At 45.5% G+C, this 20178-nt stretch carries 23 protein-coding genes; all 23 read left to right on the top strand.

The genetic code is table 11. The features are described from left to right. The first annotated feature begins 16 nt into the window (after nt 1–16). The 23 genes from ACTXGL_RS01420 to ACTXGL_RS01310 all read left to right on the top strand — a co-directional run bounded on the left by ACTXGL_RS01420 (nt 17) and on the right by ACTXGL_RS01310 (nt 20154). A complete protein-coding gene (locus ACTXGL_RS01420) occupies nt 17–190 on the top strand; it encodes a hypothetical protein (RefSeq protein WP_443524346.1) in 174 nt (57 codons plus the stop codon). 11 nt (nt 191–201) lie between these two features. After that, a complete protein-coding gene (locus ACTXGL_RS01415; protein WP_443524345.1) occupies nt 202–378 on the top strand; it encodes a hypothetical protein in 177 nt (58 codons plus the stop codon). 65 nt (nt 379–443) lie between these two features. After that, nucleotides 444–926, top strand: a complete 483-nt coding sequence (locus ACTXGL_RS01410) for a hypothetical protein (RefSeq protein WP_443524343.1) — start codon at nt 444–446, stop codon at nt 924–926. After that, the gene (locus tag ACTXGL_RS01405; RefSeq protein ID WP_443524342.1) at nt 913–2364 is read left to right on the top strand and encodes a phage terminase large subunit family protein; all 1452 of its coding nucleotides are present in this window, start codon (nt 913–915) and stop codon (nt 2362–2364) included. Before ACTXGL_RS01410 ends, ACTXGL_RS01405 begins: the two co-directional genes overlap by 14 nt. Before the next feature lie 6 nt (nt 2365–2370). Then, entirely contained in the window at nt 2371–4530 is a 2160-nt protein-coding gene (locus tag ACTXGL_RS01400) for a portal protein (protein WP_443524340.1), read from the top strand. Next, the gene (locus tag ACTXGL_RS01395; RefSeq protein WP_443524339.1) at nt 4530–4712 is read left to right on the top strand and encodes a hypothetical protein; all 183 of its coding nucleotides are present in this window, start codon (nt 4530–4532) and stop codon (nt 4710–4712) included. The genes ACTXGL_RS01400 and ACTXGL_RS01395 overlap by 1 nt, the downstream gene beginning before the upstream one ends. Nucleotides 4713–4868: 156 nt before the next feature. Beyond that, nucleotides 4869–5726, top strand: coding sequence for a hypothetical protein (locus tag ACTXGL_RS01390; protein WP_443524337.1), 858 nt, complete (start codon nt 4869–4871; stop codon nt 5724–5726). A gap of 24 nt (nt 5727–5750) precedes the next feature. Continuing rightward, complete coding sequence (locus ACTXGL_RS01385; protein ID WP_443524336.1) at nt 5751–7013, top strand: P22 phage major capsid protein family protein; 1263 nt, start codon at nt 5751–5753, stop codon at nt 7011–7013. Between the two features lie 11 nt (nt 7014–7024). After that, on the top strand, nt 7025–7219 hold the full coding sequence (locus tag ACTXGL_RS01380) for a hypothetical protein (protein ID WP_443524335.1): 195 nt from the start codon (nt 7025–7027) through the stop codon (nt 7217–7219). Nucleotides 7220–7332: 113 nt separating this feature from the next. After that, nucleotides 7333–7782 (top strand): hypothetical protein, encoded by a 450-nt coding sequence (locus tag ACTXGL_RS01375; RefSeq protein ID WP_443524333.1) that lies wholly within the window; start codon nt 7333–7335, stop codon nt 7780–7782. A gap of 3 nt (nt 7783–7785) precedes the next feature. Then, on the top strand, nt 7786–8202 hold the full coding sequence (locus ACTXGL_RS01370) for a packaged DNA stabilization gp4 family protein (RefSeq protein ID WP_443524332.1): 417 nt from the start codon (nt 7786–7788) through the stop codon (nt 8200–8202). 100 nt (nt 8203–8302) lie between these two features. Further along, complete coding sequence (locus ACTXGL_RS01365; protein ID WP_443524331.1) at nt 8303–8641, top strand: hypothetical protein; 339 nt, start codon at nt 8303–8305, stop codon at nt 8639–8641. Between the two features lie 78 nt (nt 8642–8719). Then, the gene (locus tag ACTXGL_RS01360) at nt 8720–10135 is read left to right on the top strand and encodes a packaged DNA stabilization protein (protein ID WP_443524330.1); all 1416 of its coding nucleotides are present in this window, start codon (nt 8720–8722) and stop codon (nt 10133–10135) included. Further along, on the top strand, nt 10125–10469 hold the full coding sequence (locus ACTXGL_RS01355) for a hypothetical protein (protein WP_443524328.1): 345 nt from the start codon (nt 10125–10127) through the stop codon (nt 10467–10469). The genes ACTXGL_RS01360 and ACTXGL_RS01355 overlap by 11 nt, the downstream gene beginning before the upstream one ends. Nucleotides 10470–10478: 9 nt before the next feature. Beyond that, entirely contained in the window at nt 10479–10775 is a 297-nt protein-coding gene (locus tag ACTXGL_RS01350) for a hypothetical protein (protein ID WP_443524327.1), read from the top strand. 2 nt (nt 10776–10777) lie between these two features. Then, nucleotides 10778–11203, top strand: coding sequence for a hypothetical protein (locus tag ACTXGL_RS01345; RefSeq protein ID WP_443524326.1), 426 nt, complete (start codon nt 10778–10780; stop codon nt 11201–11203). Between the two features lies 1 nt (nt 11204). Beyond that, a complete protein-coding gene (locus tag ACTXGL_RS01340; RefSeq protein WP_443524324.1) occupies nt 11205–11810 on the top strand; it encodes a hypothetical protein in 606 nt (201 codons plus the stop codon). After that, nucleotides 11811–13292, top strand: coding sequence for a hypothetical protein (locus tag ACTXGL_RS01335; protein ID WP_443524323.1), 1482 nt, complete (start codon nt 11811–11813; stop codon nt 13290–13292). Between the two features lie 9 nt (nt 13293–13301). Beyond that, complete coding sequence (locus ACTXGL_RS01330) at nt 13302–14141, top strand: glycoside hydrolase family 24 protein (RefSeq protein WP_443524321.1); 840 nt, start codon at nt 13302–13304, stop codon at nt 14139–14141. Next, nucleotides 14125–16293 (top strand): hypothetical protein, encoded by a 2169-nt coding sequence (locus tag ACTXGL_RS01325; protein ID WP_443524320.1) that lies wholly within the window; start codon nt 14125–14127, stop codon nt 16291–16293. Before ACTXGL_RS01330 ends, ACTXGL_RS01325 begins: the two co-directional genes overlap by 17 nt. A 58-nt stretch (nt 16294–16351) precedes the next feature. Then, a complete protein-coding gene (locus ACTXGL_RS01320; RefSeq protein ID WP_443524318.1) occupies nt 16352–16804 on the top strand; it encodes a hypothetical protein in 453 nt (150 codons plus the stop codon). A gap of 306 nt (nt 16805–17110) precedes the next feature. Further along, nucleotides 17111–18010: a BRO-N domain-containing protein gene (locus ACTXGL_RS01315; RefSeq protein ID WP_443524317.1), complete on the top strand. Its 900-nt coding sequence runs from the start codon at nt 17111–17113 to the stop codon at nt 18008–18010. 113 nt (nt 18011–18123) lie between these two features. After that, complete coding sequence (locus ACTXGL_RS01310) at nt 18124–20154, top strand: tail fiber/spike domain-containing protein (protein ID WP_443524316.1); 2031 nt, start codon at nt 18124–18126, stop codon at nt 20152–20154. Nucleotides 20155–20178: the final 24 nt, after the last annotated feature.

Raw genomic sequence — 20178 nt, 5'->3', positions numbered from 1 at the left:
ATTTAGCAGGGACGCTATGTGCGACTTATCTAATGACGAAGTGTTTGAGCGTTGGCAAGATTGCAATAGACGCAATACCAAGCAAGGAGCTGACTACTGGTATGGGTTCATGACTAAGCGTGCCAAGCGTGGCGGTAAAGATGCTGATAAGGCAAAGGCTACCGTAGATCGAATGGATAAAGCTAAATGACGAGGTGAGTGATGATTGCTGAGAACGTAGTTATAACAACAGACCATGAAGGCAATAACCATTATGTGCCAGTTGGTAAATTAGATGAGTTTAAGGAATGGTGCGATAGTGAGCCTGATGATGAGTTCGAGCACAGCACTACCTTTGACGGCCAGTTGTTCGTAGTGAATATTATTAGACAGGTTTAATAACCACTTTCGCCCACTATTGATTTAGATGGGCGTTTTTAATCAACCGAGCGCTGGAGGGTGCTATGACTAATGAAGCGCTCGACAGCGTGATGGGTAGACCAACTAAGTACAAGCCAGAGTTTAATCGCCAAGCCGAGAAGTTATGTTTGCTTGGATCAACTGATAAAGATATGGCTGACTTCTTTGAAGTGGACGAGTCAACAATTAATAGATGGAAGGTTGAATATCCTGACTTTTGCGAGTCCATAAAAAGAGGCAAGATTTCAGCAGATGCAAATGTTGCTAGTCGATTGTATAAACGTGCTGTGGGTTATGAGCATGATGAAGATAAGATATTCAACAACAATGGTGAGCCGTTGATTGTACCAACTAAGAAGCATGTGCAGCCTGATACGACAGCCGCTATCTTTTGGCTAAAGAATAGGCAGCCTGCAAGATGGCGTGATAAGCAAGAGATAGACAGCAATATCAACCTAAGCGTCACCAATTTAACTGATGACGAATTGGACGCACAAATTGCGGTGCTAAACAATGGCGACTCGTGATGAAAAATTAAAACTTATTCATCTGCTAAAAGAAAAAAGACGCAGAGAGCAGGTCTATCGCTACAAGACATTTGGTGAGCAGTTATATCCAATTCAACGAGAAATGCTGCAATGCACTAAGAGTTACACCCAGGTCTGTTTAATGGCTGCCAACCGAGTTGGTAAGACCATGACAGGTACATACATTGATGCTATTCACGCATTAGGTCAATATCCCGATTGGTGGGATGGGCACGCGTTTGACCATGCACCGCTATTATGGCTGCTTGGTTATTCGGGCGAGAAGTGCCGCGACCTTTTGCAAAAACCTATTTTTGGTATTCGCAGAGAGAATGAGTGGGTAGGTGGCTTGATTCCGCCTGAGTACATACTTGACTATGAGTCAATGACCGGAACACCTAACGCCATGCGTACCGTGTATGTTAGGCATGGCGGCGGCGGTGACGTTCAGCATCAAACAGCAGCTGTTCAGCTTTGGTCATACAGTCAAGGTCAGCACGCTTTGATGGGTGATAACGTTGATTGGTTTCACATCGACGAAGAGCCAAAAGACCCTAATATTTATCCGCAGGTATTAACTCGTACAGCAACAGGTGACAACGGCAAAGGTGGTCGAGGTATCTTGACGTTTACGCCTGAGAATGGCCGTACCGATTTGGTTATTCAGTTTATGGATAATCCTGCTGACGGACAAATTATGCTTAATGCAGGTTGGGATGACGCACCACATTTGGACGAACGAACCAAGAAAACACTGCTTGAGTCATTTCCAGCTCACCAACGCGATATGCGTACTAAGGGTATTCCAATGTTAGGTCATGGTCGTATTTATGATTTGGGTGAGGAGTTTGTCACTTGTGATCCGTTTGAAATACCTAATCACTTCATGCTTATTGATGGCATGGACTTTGGCTGGGACCATCCACAAGCACAGATTCAATTAGCTATCGACCTTGAGAATGACATTATCTACGTTACTCACGCTTGGAAGCAAAGACAGGTTACGCCAAGTGAGGCGTGGACTGCTACAAAGAAATGGTCTGATGGTGTTCCGACTGCATGGCCGCTAGATGGCTTGCAGTCCGAGAAAAGCTCAGGTAATCAGCAAAAGAAATCATATGATGATGTTGGCTTTGACCTTTTACCGACTTATGCTAAGTGGACCGATAATACAAACGGTGTAGAGATTGGCTTGCTTGAAATATTACTACTCATGAAAAGCGGTAAATTCAAGATATTTAACACACTTAGAGAGTTGCTGAACGAGTTTCTACAGTATCACCGTGACGAAAAAGGCAGCATTGTAAAAACTGGTGATGACTTGCTGGATGCTATGCGCTACGCATACATGATGCGACGCTTTGCTGTACAGAAAGGATTGATAGGCACACCTGAGCCTGAGCAAGCCCCCATCCCTAGAATCACAACCTATTGGTAATAAACTATGAGCAAGCAAAATGAAGCATTGCATCAACGCTTGCTTGAGCGTATCGATGCAGACTACGACCAATCACACGACAATCAGCGCCAGTCCTATGATGACAGGCGTTTTTGTTTTGTGCAGGGCGCACAGTGGGACGGTGATATTGGCAGACAATTTGAAGGTCGTCCTAAGTTTGAGTTCAACAAGATTCAGCTATCTGTTATCCGTATCTACAATGAATGGGCTAAAAACCGCTTTACCGTTGAATTTAGACCGCAGAACAACGCAGCAGACACAGATACAGCGGATAACTTGCAAGAGCTATTCAGAGCCGATGAGCGCGACAGTAATGCTGATGAAGCATACTCTACTGCGTTCATGGAAGGTATTAGTGGCGGTATCGGTGCTATATTACTTGAAGCTAAGTATGACGATGAAGACGGTGACGATGATGAGTATCAACGTATTCGCATCAAACCGATCTTTGAAGCTGACACCATGGTCTATTGGGATGCTAATGCACGTCGTTATGACAAGGCAGACGCAAAGCATGTAACTATCGTTACCGCAATGTCAAAGGCTCAGTTTGAGTCTAAGTACAATAAAGACGTGTCTAGCTTTGATGAGCTGCAAGGTTATCGCTTTGATTGGCGTGACGGTGACAATGTACGAGTCGCTGAACATTACGAGCTGACAGAGCGCAGGATTGAAGTTACTAAACTCGTTCATCCTGATGGTGGCGAACCAGTCAAACTATACGAAGATGACGAGGATTTTGACCAACAGCTAAACACCTACACAGTGCAAGGCTATGAGATTGAATTTGTTAAGAAGGTTAAGCGTAAAGAAGTCAAAGGTTATGTATTAAGTGGTAGTGAGATTGTCGAAAAACTAGGTGTGATAGCAGGTGATTATCTGCCAGTAGCGCCATTCTACGGCAAACGCATGTACGTGAGTGGTCGAGAGGTCACGCAAGGGCATGTAGGGCTATCTCGTGACGCTCAGATAGCATTTAACCTTAAAATGTCAGGCCTTATTGACTTGGCAAGCCGTCCACAAGATGAAACGCCTATCTTTACGCCAGCACAGGTGAAAGGCCATGAAGGACAGTGGGCGAGCAAAGAGGTTGAGCGTAAGCCGTACTTAACTATTAACCAAACCAAAGATGCGCAAGGTAATTTAGTCGCAGTCGGGCCACAAGCCTACACCAAAGCGCCAGTAATACCGCAAGCTATGGGTGCATTGATTGAGTCAAGCGGTGCATTGATTGGTGAGTTGACAGGCAACCAGTCGAACGGTGAGCAGTTAGTTAGCAACGTATCTACCGAAGCGGTTGAGATGGTGCAAGACAAGGTTGATGCTCAGGCGTACATCTATCTTGATAACTTTGGTAAGACCATAAAGCACGTTGGGCGCATTTGGTTGTCAATGGCTCAAGTGGTTTACGATGAAGAAAACCGCGAAATGTCAGGCGTTAGTCATGATGATTCTGATAGTAAGGTTGTTATCAATAAACCCACTATCAAAGATGGTCAGCTTGCATACGAAAACGATATGCAGGGCGGTAAGTACAAGGTAACGGTTGATATTGGCGAAGCGTTTAGCACGCAGCGCGATAAGACAATTAAACGTCTGCTTAACCTTGTTCCTATGATCCAAGACTCACAACAACAGGCAGCACTACTTAACACTATCTTAGCCAATCAAGACGGTGAGGGTATGCACGACTTGAGCCGTTACGCTCGCAAGAACCTAATCAATATGGGGATTGTAGAACCTGATGAGCAAGAGCAAAAAGAGATGGAAGCCGCGCAACAAGCAGCCGCAAATCAGCCGCCTGACGCACAGACGCAATACTTTGAGGCAGAGGCAGCGAAAGCACTCGCAGGTGCAGAGAAAGCGAAAGCTGACACACAGAAAACGATTGCTGAGACTGACGAGACGCGCGCAACGACCGCTCAAAAGCTATTTGAGATTGAACAGTCTCAACGTGAGGCTCAACAGCAGACACAGCAGACATTGCAAGAGCTTATGCAGATGATGCAGCTCATGACGCAAGCACAGCAGCAGAATGAGCAGCAGATTAAGCAAGAAGTGACACCACAAGAGCAGCCTGATATGCAGCAGATGGCACAAATGGCAGCTATGCAAGAAGGTATGCCACCAATGGAGGGTATGTGATGAGCGACGAGGTGATAGTGATAGGTCGGACTGGAGTTCGATTATCTAACAACGACATTGTTGTTGAGTGTCCAGTAGACCCTTACGATAACTTCTTTATCTCCATTAGCGAATGGGACGAGCTAAAAGAAGGTGTAGATAAAATGCTTGCTAATCGCAAAACAAAAGGCGATGACCAATGAAACTAATCCTACTGCTACTTGCCGATAAATTCTTACGGTATATGGACAAGAAAGTTAAAGAACATGAAGAACAAGAGTCACCTGAGTAGGTGGCTTTTTTATTGCCAAAAATTAACCAACAGCTACCAGATGCTATAAATCTGAGGAGATACCAACGTGAGCGATATTTTAGACGACAACGAAGATTATCAAGAAGACACCCCGCAAGTCGAAGATAACGAGGTTATCGATGACGAGCAGGATATTGATGATAGTCAAGACGATGAGCAAGACGATGATACCGAGCAGGACGATAGCGCAGATGATGACGCGCTTGAGTTTAGTTTTGATGATGACGGTGATGAAAAAGACGAGTTTGCAGGTAAGCCTGCGCCCGAGTGGGTTAAAAATACTCGTAATGAAAACCGTGAATTAAAGCGACAGCTTCGTGAGTTGCAGAAACAGCAATCTCAACCTGAGCAGCAAGAGTTGCGCGAGATGCCATCCATTGCTGACTACGACTATGACGAGCAGTCACCCGAGTATAAAGCTGATCTTGAAAGATGGATTGGTGAAAAACAAGAGTATAACGCAGCGGTACAAGCTGAGCAGCAAAAGTACCAACAGTATCGTGATAGATACAAAGCTGATGTTGATGCAATCAAGACAAAAGCGCCCGATTATGACGAGGTGGAGTCATCCGTTGTAGAGGTATTGTCTGAGCAAAAACAAGGCTTACTGCAAATGCTCGTTGATAACCCTGCAAAGATAGTCTACGCACTCGGCAAGAACTCACCAGCACAGCTAGAGCGACTGTCAGAGCTTGATGACGTTCAGTTCACAAAACAAATCGTCTTGATGGAGCAGCAAATGTCGTCCAAATCAAAATCACGTAACCAAAACAAGCCAAAGCCGAAAACGCATGAGCTGGAAGGTGCAGCAGGTGGTGTTGATACTAAACTGGCTAAGTTGGAAGCTGAAGCCGCCAAGACTGGCGATAGATCAAAAGTAATCGCATACAAGCGAAACAAATAACTTAACTAATTGAGGTGATGCCTAATGGCTACAACTAATAACTTCCTAAAGCAAGAAATCGTCATGTTTGATGATGTTCTAAAAGGCTTTGAAGAAGCACTTATCTACACAGAGCAAGCAAGCAACTATCCTGTCGATAGTGAAAGCTCGAACGATACGATTTGGCGTCCAATGCCAATGCAAGCCGATACCTACGAAGGTCTAGACCAGACAGGTAACTTTGGCGGCAAAACTGAAATGGCTGTACCAGTGAAAGTTGACCGTGTGCGTTCAGCGCCAGGCTCGATGAACGCTAAAGAGCTACGCGACCCACGCGCATTGAAACGCTATGGTGATGCAGCTAAACGCAAACTAGCTAGTGATGTGAATAACGCGCTACGTCGTCAGGCTGTTTACTACGCATCAATTGTTGATACTCGCGCAGGTGCAGCAAGCGGCTTTGATGATGTTGCATCGTTAATGTCTAAGTTTGACAGCTTGGGTGTGGCAACTGATGAGCGTATGGCGAACTACTCAAGCCGTGACTTTGTGAAGATGGCCAGCGACCTTGCAAGCCGTCAGACACTGAACGGCAAGACGCAAACAGCGTATGAAAAGGCTTATATCAACGAGATTGCAGGCTTTACGGTCCATAGTGACCCTAATGCAATCATGCTACCTGCTGCTACTGCTACAGGCGCAACCGTTGCTGCTGCTAATCAGCGTCACATTCCAGTTGCAACCAAGAAGGACGCAGCGTCAGGTGATGAGCATAACGTTGATAACCGCTCAATGTTGTTGACCGTTGCTGCTACCGGTGGCGCGTTCGCAGTTGGTGATGCCTTCACGATTGCAGGTGTTTACGCATTGCATCATGAGAGCAAAGACTCAACAGGTGAGCTTAAAACCTTCCGTGTTGTAGAGGCTGTTAGCCCAACGTCTGTACGAATTGTCCCTGCTATCGTCGCTGCTGACCACAGCGGAGCAACACAATCTGAGACGGCATACGCTAACGTGACGACCACACCTGCTAACGGTGCAGCTATCACAATGCTGAACAAGAACGCAGCCTACGCTAACACAGCGTTTAACAAAGGCGCTCTTGAGTTGCTACCATCAAAACTAGCTATCGATGCTAAAGATGGTTGGTCAACCATGCAAGCAACACTTGATAACGGTTTGACGCTTTACTACACACGTCAAGGTGAGATCAACAACTTATCAACTAAGTATCGTTGGGATATTTCATTCGGTACAGCGTTGCTAAATCCTGAAATGGCAGGTATCCAGTTATTTAACCAAGCATAGAGAGGTAGATTATGGCAGTTCCATCGTTTACAGCACCAGTGGTGACTTTTAACGCAATCAAGGGCTTGTTTAAGGCAAGTTATACGGTGTCAGGTACAACCGTAAAAGCAGAAGGTTTCGGTGATAACGAATACCAAGCCAAGCGCAGTGCGGTCGTGACATATCGTGCGACTAATCCGCTAGCGTTCCTTGATTTACCTGCATAATACCGATGCTCAGATGTGAGCAACGGAGCAAAATCAACGACTTAGATACATAGTTACATGCACTGGCTCAGGTCGGTGCATGTGCCGATGAATTTACCAACGGAGAACAACCAATGTCAAACATGATGATTTATGCACCGCTATCCGCTACGGGTGGCAACATTGAAAACGTCTATGGTCATAAGATGCGCGTTCGCACGATTGACGCAAGCGACAAAGAAGAAGTAGAGCAAGCCAAGGCTGATGGTTGGCTATCGAAAGCCGATGACATTATCGAGCAGATTGAAACACAAAAGCTCGAAGCTGAAAACAAAGTGATGAAAGGTGTGTTGTCAGACAGTGCAGACAAAGACCGCATTGCAGAGCTTGAGGCAGAGAATGAAGGACTGAAAGCCAAACTTGCCATCTATGAAGAAAGCAAAGACGTAAACGGTGATGGCGTGGTCAGCTATGACGAGATGACCAAAGATGAGCTCAAAACACTGCTTGAGCAGCGTGACGTTGAGTTTGTCGAACGTGACAGCAAAGACGCGCTAATCCAAAAGGCTAAAGACAGCGAGTAAATTATGAACATCACGAAACGAGATATTGTAGACCGCGCTTTTAAGTTGCTGTCTATGAGCGGGATGGAACTTGACGACTCGCCCGAGGACGAGCAAGACATTCTGCAAACGCTCGACGACATGATGGCAGAGCTACAAACAGATAACTACGACTTTGGTTATCTCTTGGCTGAGGACGTAACCGACAGCTATCTAGGCGATGATTCAGGTATTAAGCGTGACGCGCTCTCAGGTATCTCTCATAAGCTAGCATTACGCATTTGTAGTCTATTCGGCAAGCAACCGCCAGTCCTGCTACTCAATCAGGCTGACGATGCATACAATGCCATGCTGACCATCTACCAAAATATACCATCGGTTGAATACTCTACTGACAACGTAGTTTTAGGTGCTGGTAATAAAGCAAGGTGGTGGTTTTAGTGGTATAATAACCATGTGGCTAGGGTAGCTCCCGAAAGTCGGATTACACCCCCGATTGCCGCACCTTATAGGGTGTTTTATCTGAATAGGTGTTAATGATATGAGTGATTTAAAAAGTTTTGAGCAATCAACATTAAAAATGTGGCACGAAAGAAAAACCATAAAAAATGCGGTTAAATCCAAATTTTCAGATGCCACAGAGGTCTATATAGACTTCGCGTCTGAAACATCAAACCGTTTTAAGTTTTTAGTATTAACACGAGTGCTGATTAACGAAAAACTGGTAAACCTTGTATGCAGAGGAGATTACGACCCTGCAACTAGCGAAACCCTATCGGATAGGCTTGATATGATTCGAGAGGTTTATGAAGATACTGTTATTGCTGATGCAAAAAGACAGTACGGTGAATTTGATAACTCTAAAATATCCAGCATGTAAAAATCTCGAAATTAAATAATATTAAAAGACCCCACCTAACCGTGGGGTTTTTTAATGCCAAAAATAAGGTAGTGCCACATGCAAATCCCAATTATCAACGGTATCTACACAGATAACACGGCTGACTATCGCACATCATACCCGCTTAACCTTGTGCCAGTACCAAAGCAAAACGGTGTCGCTAACGGCTATCTAAAAAAGGCTGACGGCATCGAGCTGTTTTGTGGCAAAGACAAGGACGGTATTGATAGAGGTGGTATCAATTGGAATGGCATTTGCTATCGTGTTATTGGCGCCATGCTGTGGCAAGTGAGTGAGCAAGGCAATTGCACATCAATAGGTGAGATTGCCAGCGGTGAGCAGTGCAGCTTTGCTTATTCGTTTGACCGCTTAGGCATCGCGTCAGGTGGCAATCTGTACTACCTGCAAGATGGTGAGTTGACACAGGTAACTGATACTGATCTTGGTACGGTCGTTGATGTTGAATGGATTGACGGTTACTTCATCACAACCGATGGCGAGTTTATTGTTCAGACTGAATTGAACGACCCAACACAGGTTAGCCCTACTAAGTATGGTTCAAGTGAGGCTGACCCCGACCCAATTGTCGGACTCATGAAAGTTCGTAATGAGCTTGTGGTGTTGAACCGGTACACCATTGAGGTTTTTGACAACACGGGCAATGCAGGCTTTGCGTTTAGTCGTGTCGATGGCGCAATGATGACCAAAGGGCTTGTTGGTGCACATGCTAAGTGCTCATTCTTGGATTCATTCGCCTTTATTGGCAGCAGTAAGAACCAGCCGTGCAGCGTTTATTTGGGCGCTAATGGGGGCTTGACTCCCATTGCTACAAGAGAGATAGAGATAATTCTGTCTAAGTATGATGAGCAGCAACTATCAACGGTAGTTCTTGAGTCTAAAGAGCATAACCACCACAAGCACTTGTACTTACATTTACCTGATAGGACGATGGTTTTTGATTATGCAGCAAGTCAGGTTATGGGGCAGCCTATTTGGTTTGAGCTGTCATCGTCTAGCGACGGCAAAGGTGCGTATCGAGCTATCAACCACGTATGGTGCTACAACAGGTGGATAGTGGGCGATAGATTCAACAGCAATGTGGGCTTACTCACTAACAAGCTATCGAGTCACTATGGCGAAGCGGTTGCTTGGCAAATTAACACGACATTCTTGTACAACGGTGGTCAAGCAGGACAAATCAAATCGATTGAGCTTGTCGGCTTAACTGGTCGCACAAACACAATTGCTGATCCACAGGTGTTTTTATCCTGGACAAAAGACGGTATGACATGGAGTAACGAGCGATTGCATAGACAAGGTATGCGCGGTCAGTACAGCAAGCGGATTATTTGGCTAAGAGCTATCGGCATGTTCAGACAAATGGTTGGGCTTAAATTCAGAGGCTGTGACGACTCACTAGCATCATTTACAGCGATTGAGGCAGACGTGGAGGCATTCGGTAATGGCGCTTAATAAAACCTTTAAAATACCGCGCCAAGTGTTGATGGCTGTATTCAATGGCGATATGCAAGCGGTCAAGGCAATGGAGAATTTGCAGCTATCTGCATTTGACCTACTGCCACAAGACATTCAAGCGATTATTGAGACAGCAGCAGCAGACGCACAGCAAGCCGCTACGATAGCGAACCAGTTGAGACAAGAGGTTATGCCGTATCTTAGTGCTGTTAGTGTGCCTGTATCGCCTGATACCGCGTTACAGCCAGTATCACTATCAATGACGCATCAAGACCAACTACAAGCCGTCAGCGGTCAATCTGACTGCATACAAACACTAGATACCGTATAAGGGCACACTATGAGCTTCACAAACAAACAAGCGGCTGAACTCGCGCTGACTACTGGCAGTAATTTAATTTACACGCCACCGACTGACGCGCAGATACGTGCCTTTACGGTTCACAATCCGACAGGCGCGGCTATCAATTACACAGTCGAGGTTAACGCACTGGCTATGGTGTCACGCTCTATTGCAGCAGGGGCAACCGAAGTCGTATCAACACTATTCAATCAGCAGTTACAGGCAGACGAACCACTAACGATGACAGGCGAAGGTCTAAACATCATGGTCACGGTTGTTGAAATCACGGGGTAATTATGCCAGTAACTCAGGTAAAATTCGCAGACTATCAGCATGAGATCACAGCAATGATGATGGATATGTTGCACCTTGAACCGCAGACGGTTGACATTCCAGTTGAGCGGTACATTGAGCTTAATGAAATGGGTGTGCTACGTCCTATGCTGTGGTTCGATGGCGATACAGTCAAAGGCGCAGCATTATTGTTTATCAGTCCGTCGCTTCGTAACCCTATGATTGTCGATGCGTCAACCGATGTTATATGGGTTAAGCCTGAGTATCGAGGTAATGGCTCGGATTTTATTGACGGCATACGCGAGCAGTTAAAACCAATGGGTGTCAAATATTGGTACATATCGAGCCGTGACAGCGCCCCTATTGATGGGTTTTTAGAAAAGAATAACTTTGAGCCGCTTGAGCGGCTTTATTTTTGCGAGGTGTAAGATGGGATTTGTTAAAGATGCGTTTGACAGCATAACGGGCAAGTCTGCCGCAAAAGACGCAAGCAAGGCACAGCAGCAAGCTACCGAAAAGGGCATGGCAGAACAACGCCGCCAGTTTGATATTATGCAGCAGCTTATGCAGCCGTATGTTGACCAAGGCTCAGGTGCGCTACAAGGGCAAAATGACCTGCTAGGCTTGAATGGCTTTGGCAGTCAACAGTCAGCGATTGGCAACATTGAAAATAGCCCATTCTTTAAATCACAGTACCAACAAGCAGAGAACGCGCTATTGCAAAATGCGTCTGCCACTGGTGGTCTGCGTGGTGGCAATACACAAGAAGCATTGGCAGACAACCGATCAAACATGCTTTACAACAACGTACAGCAGCAGCTACAGAATTTAAGCGGTGTCGCTGCTAACGGTCAGAGCGCAGCAGCAGGACTTGGCGGTCAAGGCTTGCAGTTTGGCAACAATATGGCGCAAGGTTATGCGGATATTGGTCAGGCAAAAGCAGGTTATCAGTTGGCAAAAGGTCAGATTAATAGCGGATTGCTAGGCTTTGGACTTAATGCAGGTGCTAGCGCACTAGGTTTTGGAGGATTTTAAATGCAACTCGCACAAAGTTATCTACAAGGACAAGCAAGTCCGTTCGACGGTGTGCTTGAGGCATACGGTCAGGGTCAGTTGTTACGTCAAAACAAGGACTTGTTACAGGCAAAACAAGCCGAGCAAGCACGTAAGATTGCAGCGCAACAGGCGCTTGAAACGATTGACTGGAACGATATGAGCGCGGTTCGTCGTGTTGTCGCTCAATTTCCTGAATACACGAAAGGCGCGCAAGACTATTACGGTCAGATGGAGGCTAAGGCGCAACAAGGTCTGCTAGGAACAATGAGCCGTGGCATATCTGCATTGCAAAGCGGCTCTAACCAAGTAGCAGCCGATTTATTCAAAGCTCAGGCGGAAGGTTACAGAAACTCAGGTGATGAAGCAGCAGCAAAAGATGCTGATTGGCTGGCTGAAATGTCACTGACCGACCCAGCCACAGCCCAACGCGCACTAATGATTCAGTATGCAGGTCTTAGCGATGAGAAATCAGGTGCTAATCTTAAAGCCTATGGTGAGGCGCTAAATCCACAACGCAAAGAAGTGGACACAGGCGACCAGATTCAGAATTACGCTATTGACCCAGTGACGGGCGAAGTAAGCGGTGCTGAGTGGATTGCAGACAAAGCAGCCACGCCTGATAACGTGCTTGATAACGAAACCTTGGTGGGTAATAACATTCGCACCAATCAAGCTAACGAGAATAATAATATTCGTACCGTAACGGCATCTGAAAATAACAACATCAGAACCAATACGGTGAATGAAGGCAACAACATTCGTAATAATGATACAAGCCGATACAACACGCAAGTAACGGCTGAAATGAAAAAGTACGGCATTGATGTTAATTCCGCCGATGCTCAGCAGAAGCTACAGTACGAACGACAGCAAGCAGCGGTTAAGAATAAACAGGGCGAACTAAAAGAGGCTGGCGGTAAGTATTATTTTGTCAATAAATCAGGTGAGATTTATCCAGCTATGGGTCCAGACGGTAAGCAGCTTATAGCAACCAACAAAGGCAAGAAACCGCGCACCGAGTCGCAGACTAAAGACTATCTGTTCGGATCAAGAATGCAAGAAGCGAATAATATTGTCTCTAAGTTGGAAAGACAGGGTGTTGATAGAGGCTCTATATTGTCTAGGTCAGGCAGCTTAGGCGAGACAGCGGCTAACTTACTGCCTTCGGCATTAGGTGGCAACTCACCCGAGCAGCAGCAGTACATACAGGCGCAACGTGACTTCATTAATGCAATCTTGAGACGCGAATCAGGTGCAGCAATTGCAGAAAGTGAGTTTGAAAACGCTAGAAAGCAATACTTTGCCCAGGTTGGTGACTCTAACGCTGTCAAGGCGCAGAAAAAGCGCAATCGTGAGCTTGCAACAGCTAAGTTGCTAGAAAGCGCAAATGGTGAGCAGACACCTACTGTGTCAGGTGGTCGTGGTAATAGCTCGGTTGATTTAAGTGATTTGATTAAGTAGAGGTGCGATATGGCAACAAGGGCGCAGCTAGAAAAGTACGCGAAAAACCCTCGTGTACGCAAGTTTTTGGACTTGATTGCTCACACCGAAGGTACAGAGGGTAACGGCTATCGCACAGCGTTTGGCGGCGGTCGCTTATCCAGTCTTAATGACCATCCGCGCTACATGAAAACATTTAAGCAGCAGAACGGTAAAACCAACAAAACCAGTGCAGCAGGTCGCTATCAATTCCTATCTAGCACATGGGATGGCGTAGCTAAAAAGTATGGATTGAATGATTTTAGCCCCAAAAACCAAGACATAGGTGCAGTTGCTTTGCTTGCTCAAAATGGCGCATTAGGTAGTATTTTGAAAGGTGACATGCAGGGCGCTGTAAGGAAATCGGGGCGTACTTGGGCGTCACTACCAACAGCCCCAGCAAGCTATAGTCAGCCGACCAAATCATGGCAAGCGGTTAATAAGTTTTTAGGCGCTAAAGGTGTGAGTAGTGCACCACAGCAAGAGCAAGCACCCCAACCACTTGGCACTGACTGGAATGCCTTTAAAAGCAAACTAGAGGGTGGTCAGGCAGAACTACAACCCAAACCACTTGGCACAGATTGGGCGGCTTTCAAATCTAGCATGGATAGTGAGCAACCTATGCCGCAGCCTAAGCCTTTAGGTGCAGACTGGAGCGCATTCAAGAGTAGCTTAGAAGGTGATAGCGCACCAGTATCGCCTCAAACAATGCAACCACTTGGCACCGACTGGAATAGCTTTAAACAAGGCATTGAGACACAAGAGCCGTCGCAACCAAACAACGAGGCACAACCAAACATTATAGGTGGTAATTATGGCAGCCGTATCTAAAGCAGCGGTGCAAAAGATTGTAGATAAGTATCGCAAGGCAGGACTAGGCGACCAACAGATTGCTATTAAACTACTCAAGCGAAAAGACAACGTAGGCAAAAATCTACAAACAGCAGTTGAAAGGTATCAAGAGGCGGGATCACAAACGCCACTTGAGGATGTTATGGGCATGTTTAGCTTAAATCCAAGCCGAGCCAAAGGCAGCCGTGTCGCAGGTCAGTCGAGTAGTAACACATCAATAGGCGACAAGCTAAGCTCGTATGCAACCAGTGCTGCAATGGGCTTGGCTGATGCTTATTCTGGTATTTGGCAAATGAACAAGCAGTTTGGTGATAAAGCCAACACAGTCGCTAACAGCGTGCTTGGAACAAATCTTGATACCACAGCAGCAGAGCGTTACAACAAAGAATACGAGCAAGCAAATTTAGCCACTGATGGTGCACGTTCGGTTGCAGGTCGTGACGGTGGCGATTGGGTGCGCGGTGGTGCTGAGATCGCAGCGACATTGCCAATATACGCAGCAGGTCGAGGCACTACGTTAGGTGCTCGTATGGCTGACCAAGGCGTGAGAGGTGCAGCAGTTGGTGCAGCTCAATATGCAGACGATACAGACGACAGATTACTAAATATGGGCGTAGGCGCAGCAGGTGGCGCTATCGGTCAAGGCGTCGGTGAGAAAGTCGGTAGTGCAATCGGTAAAGGCGTAACAAAGGCAGTCAATGCCAGACGCGGTAATCTTGCACCAGCGTACAAAGAGATTGACGACCTCGGCAAGCAGTTTGATGTTAGAACGTCCGTTGGCGATATAAAGGGTGGCGGAGTTATTAAAAACACCGAATCCCATTTGGAGCGATTGCCAGTGGTGGGTATAGGTAAGTTTCGTTCTGGTCAAAATGAGGAGGCAACATCCGCAGCAGGTAAAATTACAGGCAAGCTGAAACGCGTCATGTCGGAAACAGACTACAAGGCACTACCAACCATCAGACAGGCAGCCGCGGCAGGGGATAGAAACGCAGCGCGTGTACTAAACATCGTTGAGACAGCAGGTGACGACACAGGGCGCGTACTACAAGCGAGTGCAGAGGTTCGCGCCTTCCGTGAAGGTAAGATTGCATCACGACTGTATGACAAGGTTGATGAAGCGGTGGCAGCGAGCGGCAATGATATAATCACACCCACCAAGTCCACAGCCGCATTGAACGACGCACTGCAAAAACAGTCAGCCTCACTAGCGCCTGATGATGTACTACAAAAAGAATTAACCGATATATCATCGCGTATCAATGACCCTGATATATCAAAGAGTTTTAGTAATATGCGTCTGCTTAGATCACAATTAGGCGACCTTGCAGATAAATACGGCAGTCCTGTTAATGGCAACAAAGCAGCGTCCAAAGTGTTTGCTGATATTCGCCAGGCAGTTGATGACGATATTGCAGATTTTGCGCTTAATTCAGGCAATGCAGCCATCAAGAAAGCCTACAAACGCGCTGACAAGTTTTATAAACAAGCCATGAAGCGCAGTGATAAAGCAATTGCGCGAGCTATGGACAGTAACAAGCCCGATGAGATTTACAAAGCATTTGTCAAAACAGGTAGGGGTGATAGGGCGAATAATTTTTATCAAGCTTTGGATCAGAAAGGGCAAGCAGCACTGCGTTATCAAATGGCTGATGAGGCTATCGGCAAGGCCACAAATGAAAGTACAGGTTTTAGCCCCGCTAAGTTTGCAGGTGAGTTTGAGCGCATGTCAGAGCCTTACGGTAATATATTTAAAGGCGATGACAAGAAACAAATGGACGGACTCGTCAAGCTCATGCGTCATGTTGAGCGAGCGGGTCAGTACAAAGAGAATCCACCAACAGGCGTTCGATTGACAGATTTTGCTATAATTGGCGGCGCTGCTACCAGCTTGCCATTAACACTAAAAGTTGGGGGTGCTGCCGCTATAGCTAAGACTTTATTGACCACTAGAGCAGGTAAAAACCTACTGTTAGCAGCTAATAAGCTACCTGAGTCACAGCAAGCAGCACTGGACAATATCCTAAAGGCAGCCGCCAAGATAACAGCCGCAGCAGGTGCTAAAACAGCTGACGCGGTAGCAAGCACAAAGGTTAGCGATGAGAATAGCGCCTCGTTAACATCGTTTTGATTGCTGATTATTGCAATTTTGTTTATAGTTGCTCTATACAACTTAGTGGGAAGTGAAAATGTACGAAACAGGCGTAACAGTTGCTTTTTTGCTATGGCTTTACGGGTGTATTTCTACAGTAGTTAGAAAAAACTCGCTGCTAGAAAAAAACCTAAATAAGATAGGTAAGAAAACAAGCTTGTTAGGTTCAGGTATAGTTGATATTAGATACCCAAGAGACAGCGCAAGCAAGTCCATACTTAAATATGTAGCAGTCATGGGTGTGAGCTTGATTCTAATTGTTTTTAGCTGGTTGTATGTTGCTGTGTCGTTATTCGCTATTTTCTACAGCTTTAGAAAAGACCTAGGGGTGCCTCCAGCGATAAAAGAGTATCGTTGGAAGCTTAGAAATGTAGATATGAGTTTTGATGAAATCATCAAGGCTATCGTAGAACTAGAAGGCTTAGATGACTCGGAATACCCAAGAGTTAGGCAAGAGTGGATTGAGTATATAAATAGACTTAAATCCTAAAAAACCCAAACAAATACCGCCTTAATTGGCGGTTTTTTATTGCAAACTTATGATAGCTGTATTATATTAACCACTGAGGCGTCAGAACCTCCAATCAACTAGCGCAACCCACAAGCGTAATCGTGGTTTTTTTATGCCTATCAAAAGGCAACTTCTCTACCTAGCCTCGTACTACCAGCTATGTCGAGAGGGTGGCAGCTATACAAGACCTCTTTGTAGGGAAAACTGCCCGCCGTTCTAGTTGACGGTTCTGAACCTCTCGGCGCCCTATTATGGGCTTATTCAGAAAACAACTAGGAGTTCATCATGAACACACTAACATTTAACGAAACCACATTTAATCCAGTTGAGCGTAACGGTCAAATATGGCTAACGTCTATCGACCTTGCTAAAGCGCTTGGCTACAAGAGCACTAAGTCAGTTAGCAACCTGTATAGTAATAATTCCGACGAGTTTACTGATCAAATGACATTGGTCATTGAATCAGTGACCAATGGAATTAGTGGCAGTAAGCGTAAAATGTCCGTAAGAATATTTAGTTTACGCGGCTGTCACGCTATAGGGTTTTTTGCTCGCACCAAAATCGCCAAGCAGTTCCGAAAATGGGTACTTGATATTCTCGATAAAGAAGTTGGTGCACCAGTTCAGGTGTTTAACAATCAACTTACCGCTGAACAAACCTTGCCATTACGTAATGCTGTAAACAAACTGGTAGGAAAGTCAGGCATCATGTACCCAGAAGGTTATAAGATAGTCCATCAACGATTTGGCGTTAAACACATTAAAGATTTGACGCTTGAGCAGTTATCACAGGCTGTTGAGTACGTTCATGATCGAATACTTAGCTTGAACGTAGAAAGCACACCAATATCCAGTTTTACGCACAATCAATACATCATGGGCGTTAAGCACGAGGTGATGGATTATGTGTACTCACTACAAAGAACGATAGTAAATAGTGGCAATAAATTGCCTAGTTATCCTGATTTTGACAAAGAGGAGATATGCCGCGCCTTTATGGCCAGTATGATACAAAGTAATCGTATGATGCTGAGTTTTGATCATAACGGTAAGCCAAACATTGGCTTTATACCTCAAGAACACGCCGTTGTGAGTCGCGAGAGTCTATCCAGCGTAGTGCAGTTTGCAGATAGATCGCAACTACCTAGCATCATCAACGAAGCGGTTGAGCGTCTAGGTAAGTAGCTTTTAATTAAAACCAAATAAAAAAAGCCTTGCATTGAGTTGCAGGGCTTTTTTTTATTGCCCACAATCCCGCCTTGCGCGGGTATTTTTTTGCCTAAATTTTGGAGAGCAACATGGCATTACGCACACCTTTGACCGTATCACCACATATGTATATTGGTGATAGCACAGGTCGCCCCTTAGATTACGGCATGATTTTCTTTGGTGAAAAAAATAAAGACCCTGAGTTTTATCCTATTGATATATTTTCAGATGACCAGATGACAAAGCCGATAAGTCAGCCTGTACGTACCAAAGGCGGTTTTATCAATGATAGCGGTGACATGATAGAGCTACACGCATCTGAGATTATCTACAGTGTCAAGGTCTTAGATCAGTACGGTCGTCAGGTGTTCTACAAAGCTGCGATGATGCGTAATAACTGGAACGATGATGTTATTGCTCAAATTGATGCAGCTATAGAATCTGCGCGGCAATCTGCTGTAGATTTAGCAGTAATAGCCGTCGGGCAGGCTATTGATACTCAAGTATCAAAACTTGGCTTTGTGATTATAGACAGCTTTGAATTAGGCGCTACCATCACGCAGCGCAATCAAGCACTACGCAAGGCATCAGACGGTAAACTCTACAAATGGTTAGGCGATTTACCAAAGACTGTGCCTGCTAATAGCTCACCAGAAGCCACAGGTGGCTTTACTGCTAATGGGTGGCGCGAGGTTAGTGATGTAGCACTACGTCAAGATTTGGCATCGCCAACGGGTATCGGCTTAGTTGGTGGTTTTAAAATCGTAACGCCAGAGATGTACGGTGCAAAAAGTACATTAGGTAACATTGTTGACGATAGTGCTGCTGTAAAAATGGCAATGCAAAGTGGTCATCACGTATTTTTAGCAGCTAAGTATGGTACATCAGAGGGCATAAACACAGGCAAAGATGGTCAGGTCGTTTTTGGTATAAGCAAAGCTGTCTCAGGATTGACAGTAATACCTGAGCTGTGGACTCGCAATCCTCAACGCAATAACGTCATACAGATGGTACATGATAATTGTAGATTTGTTGACTTTACAGCGGACGCAAACAATGCGGGTAGTGCGCCAAGCGAGCGCGTACATGGCGTTATGTGCAGCGAGGTTGTGAACTTTGCTGTTGAGCGCGTAGAAGCAATACACTGTACAGGTTATGGTCATTGGGCGCTGTCAAACCCAACGGAACAAAGAACAACAGGTTATTATCTTGGCTGTACGTCAATTGACAACCAAGTACTGTTTGAGCAAACCAGTTGCGCTAAGGTCGATTTGTATAGCTGCACAGGGGTTGCTAGTGCTCGTACCGTTGAAATGTTCCACCCATATGACGACAACGTACTTGTGAACTACACTAACTGTAGTGCGTATGCCGAAGAAGGTTTAGTGGCGAATGGTCTAGCAGGTATTAATATTGTCACACTCAACAACAGGTCTTTTGGTGAGATTAATTTTAATAACTGTGACGTGCGAACGGTTAATAACGGTACAGCCGTTAATATATCGCTACAGGAAGGTACGACTGGTCGAGTGAATTTTCACGGTGGCACTTATATCTCACCCGATGGTGCGTCTTTAGTATCAAGTGGGTTGCTTGACTTGCATGTTAACGACTCACGATTTGAGGGTGTCGGTGGATTTAACTGCTCACGCACTGTGGGCGCAAGGACTACAATTACAGCCCCAGATATTCTGGCAGTTGGTACGGGTACTGATCCAGTATTTGGTTTAATTACAAACGATGGCGATGTCACAGTAACAGGCGGTTCAGTCGAAGCTCGTGCATCAAACTCTGGTACTAAAGCGATACGTGGCAGTGTCACTGTATCTGACGAGACACGTTTACTACCTAACACGCCGACAGGTAGACTCAAGATACTAAAAGAGGGTATCGGTCACGTTATTTTGCAGCAAGCAGGTGCTACGACGACTTTTGGCAACATCTCAGTAAATTGGGGGAGTTTAGATAAGTTTAATTTACAGCTATCTGTTTACAAAGACGATTATTTAGTCCCCTACTCGCTGAACTGGCACACAGTAAACGATGCAACAATACGAGTAAGCGCAAAAGATTTACCTGTTGGCACTAAAGTATATTATCGCTGGGTGCTAGTTGCCTAATACGTGTTTAACGAAGCCCCTTAA

Origin of the sequence: Psychrobacter sp. T6-6 (assembly GCF_052258185.1) — a bacterium.
In the GTDB taxonomy this organism is placed as follows: domain Bacteria; phylum Pseudomonadota; class Gammaproteobacteria; order Pseudomonadales; family Moraxellaceae; genus Psychrobacter.
The sequence above is the reverse complement of the archived record's forward strand: the minus strand, read 5'-3'. Positions and strand labels throughout refer to the sequence as shown.

Coding starts and splice junctions, on each gene's coding strand:
- ACTXGL_RS01345 (WP_443524326.1), top strand. CDS start 10,778: ATGCCAGTAACTCAGGTAAAATTCGCAGACTATCAGCATGAGATCACA.
- ACTXGL_RS01330 (WP_443524321.1), top strand. CDS start 13,302: ATGGCAACAAGGGCGCAGCTAGAAAAGTACGCGAAAAACCCTCGTGTA.
- ACTXGL_RS01350 (WP_443524327.1), top strand. CDS start 10,479: ATGAGCTTCACAAACAAACAAGCGGCTGAACTCGCGCTGACTACTGGC.
- ACTXGL_RS01340 (WP_443524324.1), top strand. CDS start 11,205: ATGGGATTTGTTAAAGATGCGTTTGACAGCATAACGGGCAAGTCTGCC.
- ACTXGL_RS01325 (WP_443524320.1), top strand. CDS start 14,125: ATGGCAGCCGTATCTAAAGCAGCGGTGCAAAAGATTGTAGATAAGTAT.
- ACTXGL_RS01310 (WP_443524316.1), top strand. CDS start 18,124: ATGGCATTACGCACACCTTTGACCGTATCACCACATATGTATATTGGT.
- ACTXGL_RS01335 (WP_443524323.1), top strand. CDS start 11,811: ATGCAACTCGCACAAAGTTATCTACAAGGACAAGCAAGTCCGTTCGAC.
- ACTXGL_RS01315 (WP_443524317.1), top strand. CDS start 17,111: ATGAACACACTAACATTTAACGAAACCACATTTAATCCAGTTGAGCGT.
- ACTXGL_RS01405 (WP_443524342.1), top strand. CDS start 913: ATGGCGACTCGTGATGAAAAATTAAAACTTATTCATCTGCTAAAAGAA.
- ACTXGL_RS01380 (WP_443524335.1), top strand. CDS start 7,025: ATGGCAGTTCCATCGTTTACAGCACCAGTGGTGACTTTTAACGCAATC.
- ACTXGL_RS01320 (WP_443524318.1), top strand. CDS start 16,352: ATGTACGAAACAGGCGTAACAGTTGCTTTTTTGCTATGGCTTTACGGG.
- ACTXGL_RS01400 (WP_443524340.1), top strand. CDS start 2,371: ATGAGCAAGCAAAATGAAGCATTGCATCAACGCTTGCTTGAGCGTATC.
- ACTXGL_RS01420 (WP_443524346.1), top strand. CDS start 17: ATGTGCGACTTATCTAATGACGAAGTGTTTGAGCGTTGGCAAGATTGC.
- ACTXGL_RS01355 (WP_443524328.1), top strand. CDS start 10,125: ATGGCGCTTAATAAAACCTTTAAAATACCGCGCCAAGTGTTGATGGCT.
- ACTXGL_RS01385 (WP_443524336.1), top strand. CDS start 5,751: ATGGCTACAACTAATAACTTCCTAAAGCAAGAAATCGTCATGTTTGAT.
- ACTXGL_RS01410 (WP_443524343.1), top strand. CDS start 444: ATGACTAATGAAGCGCTCGACAGCGTGATGGGTAGACCAACTAAGTAC.
- ACTXGL_RS01395 (WP_443524339.1), top strand. CDS start 4,530: ATGAGCGACGAGGTGATAGTGATAGGTCGGACTGGAGTTCGATTATCT.
- ACTXGL_RS01370 (WP_443524332.1), top strand. CDS start 7,786: ATGAACATCACGAAACGAGATATTGTAGACCGCGCTTTTAAGTTGCTG.
- ACTXGL_RS01415 (WP_443524345.1), top strand. CDS start 202: ATGATTGCTGAGAACGTAGTTATAACAACAGACCATGAAGGCAATAAC.
- ACTXGL_RS01360 (WP_443524330.1), top strand. CDS start 8,720: ATGCAAATCCCAATTATCAACGGTATCTACACAGATAACACGGCTGAC.
- ACTXGL_RS01365 (WP_443524331.1), top strand. CDS start 8,303: ATGAGTGATTTAAAAAGTTTTGAGCAATCAACATTAAAAATGTGGCAC.
- ACTXGL_RS01375 (WP_443524333.1), top strand. CDS start 7,333: ATGTCAAACATGATGATTTATGCACCGCTATCCGCTACGGGTGGCAAC.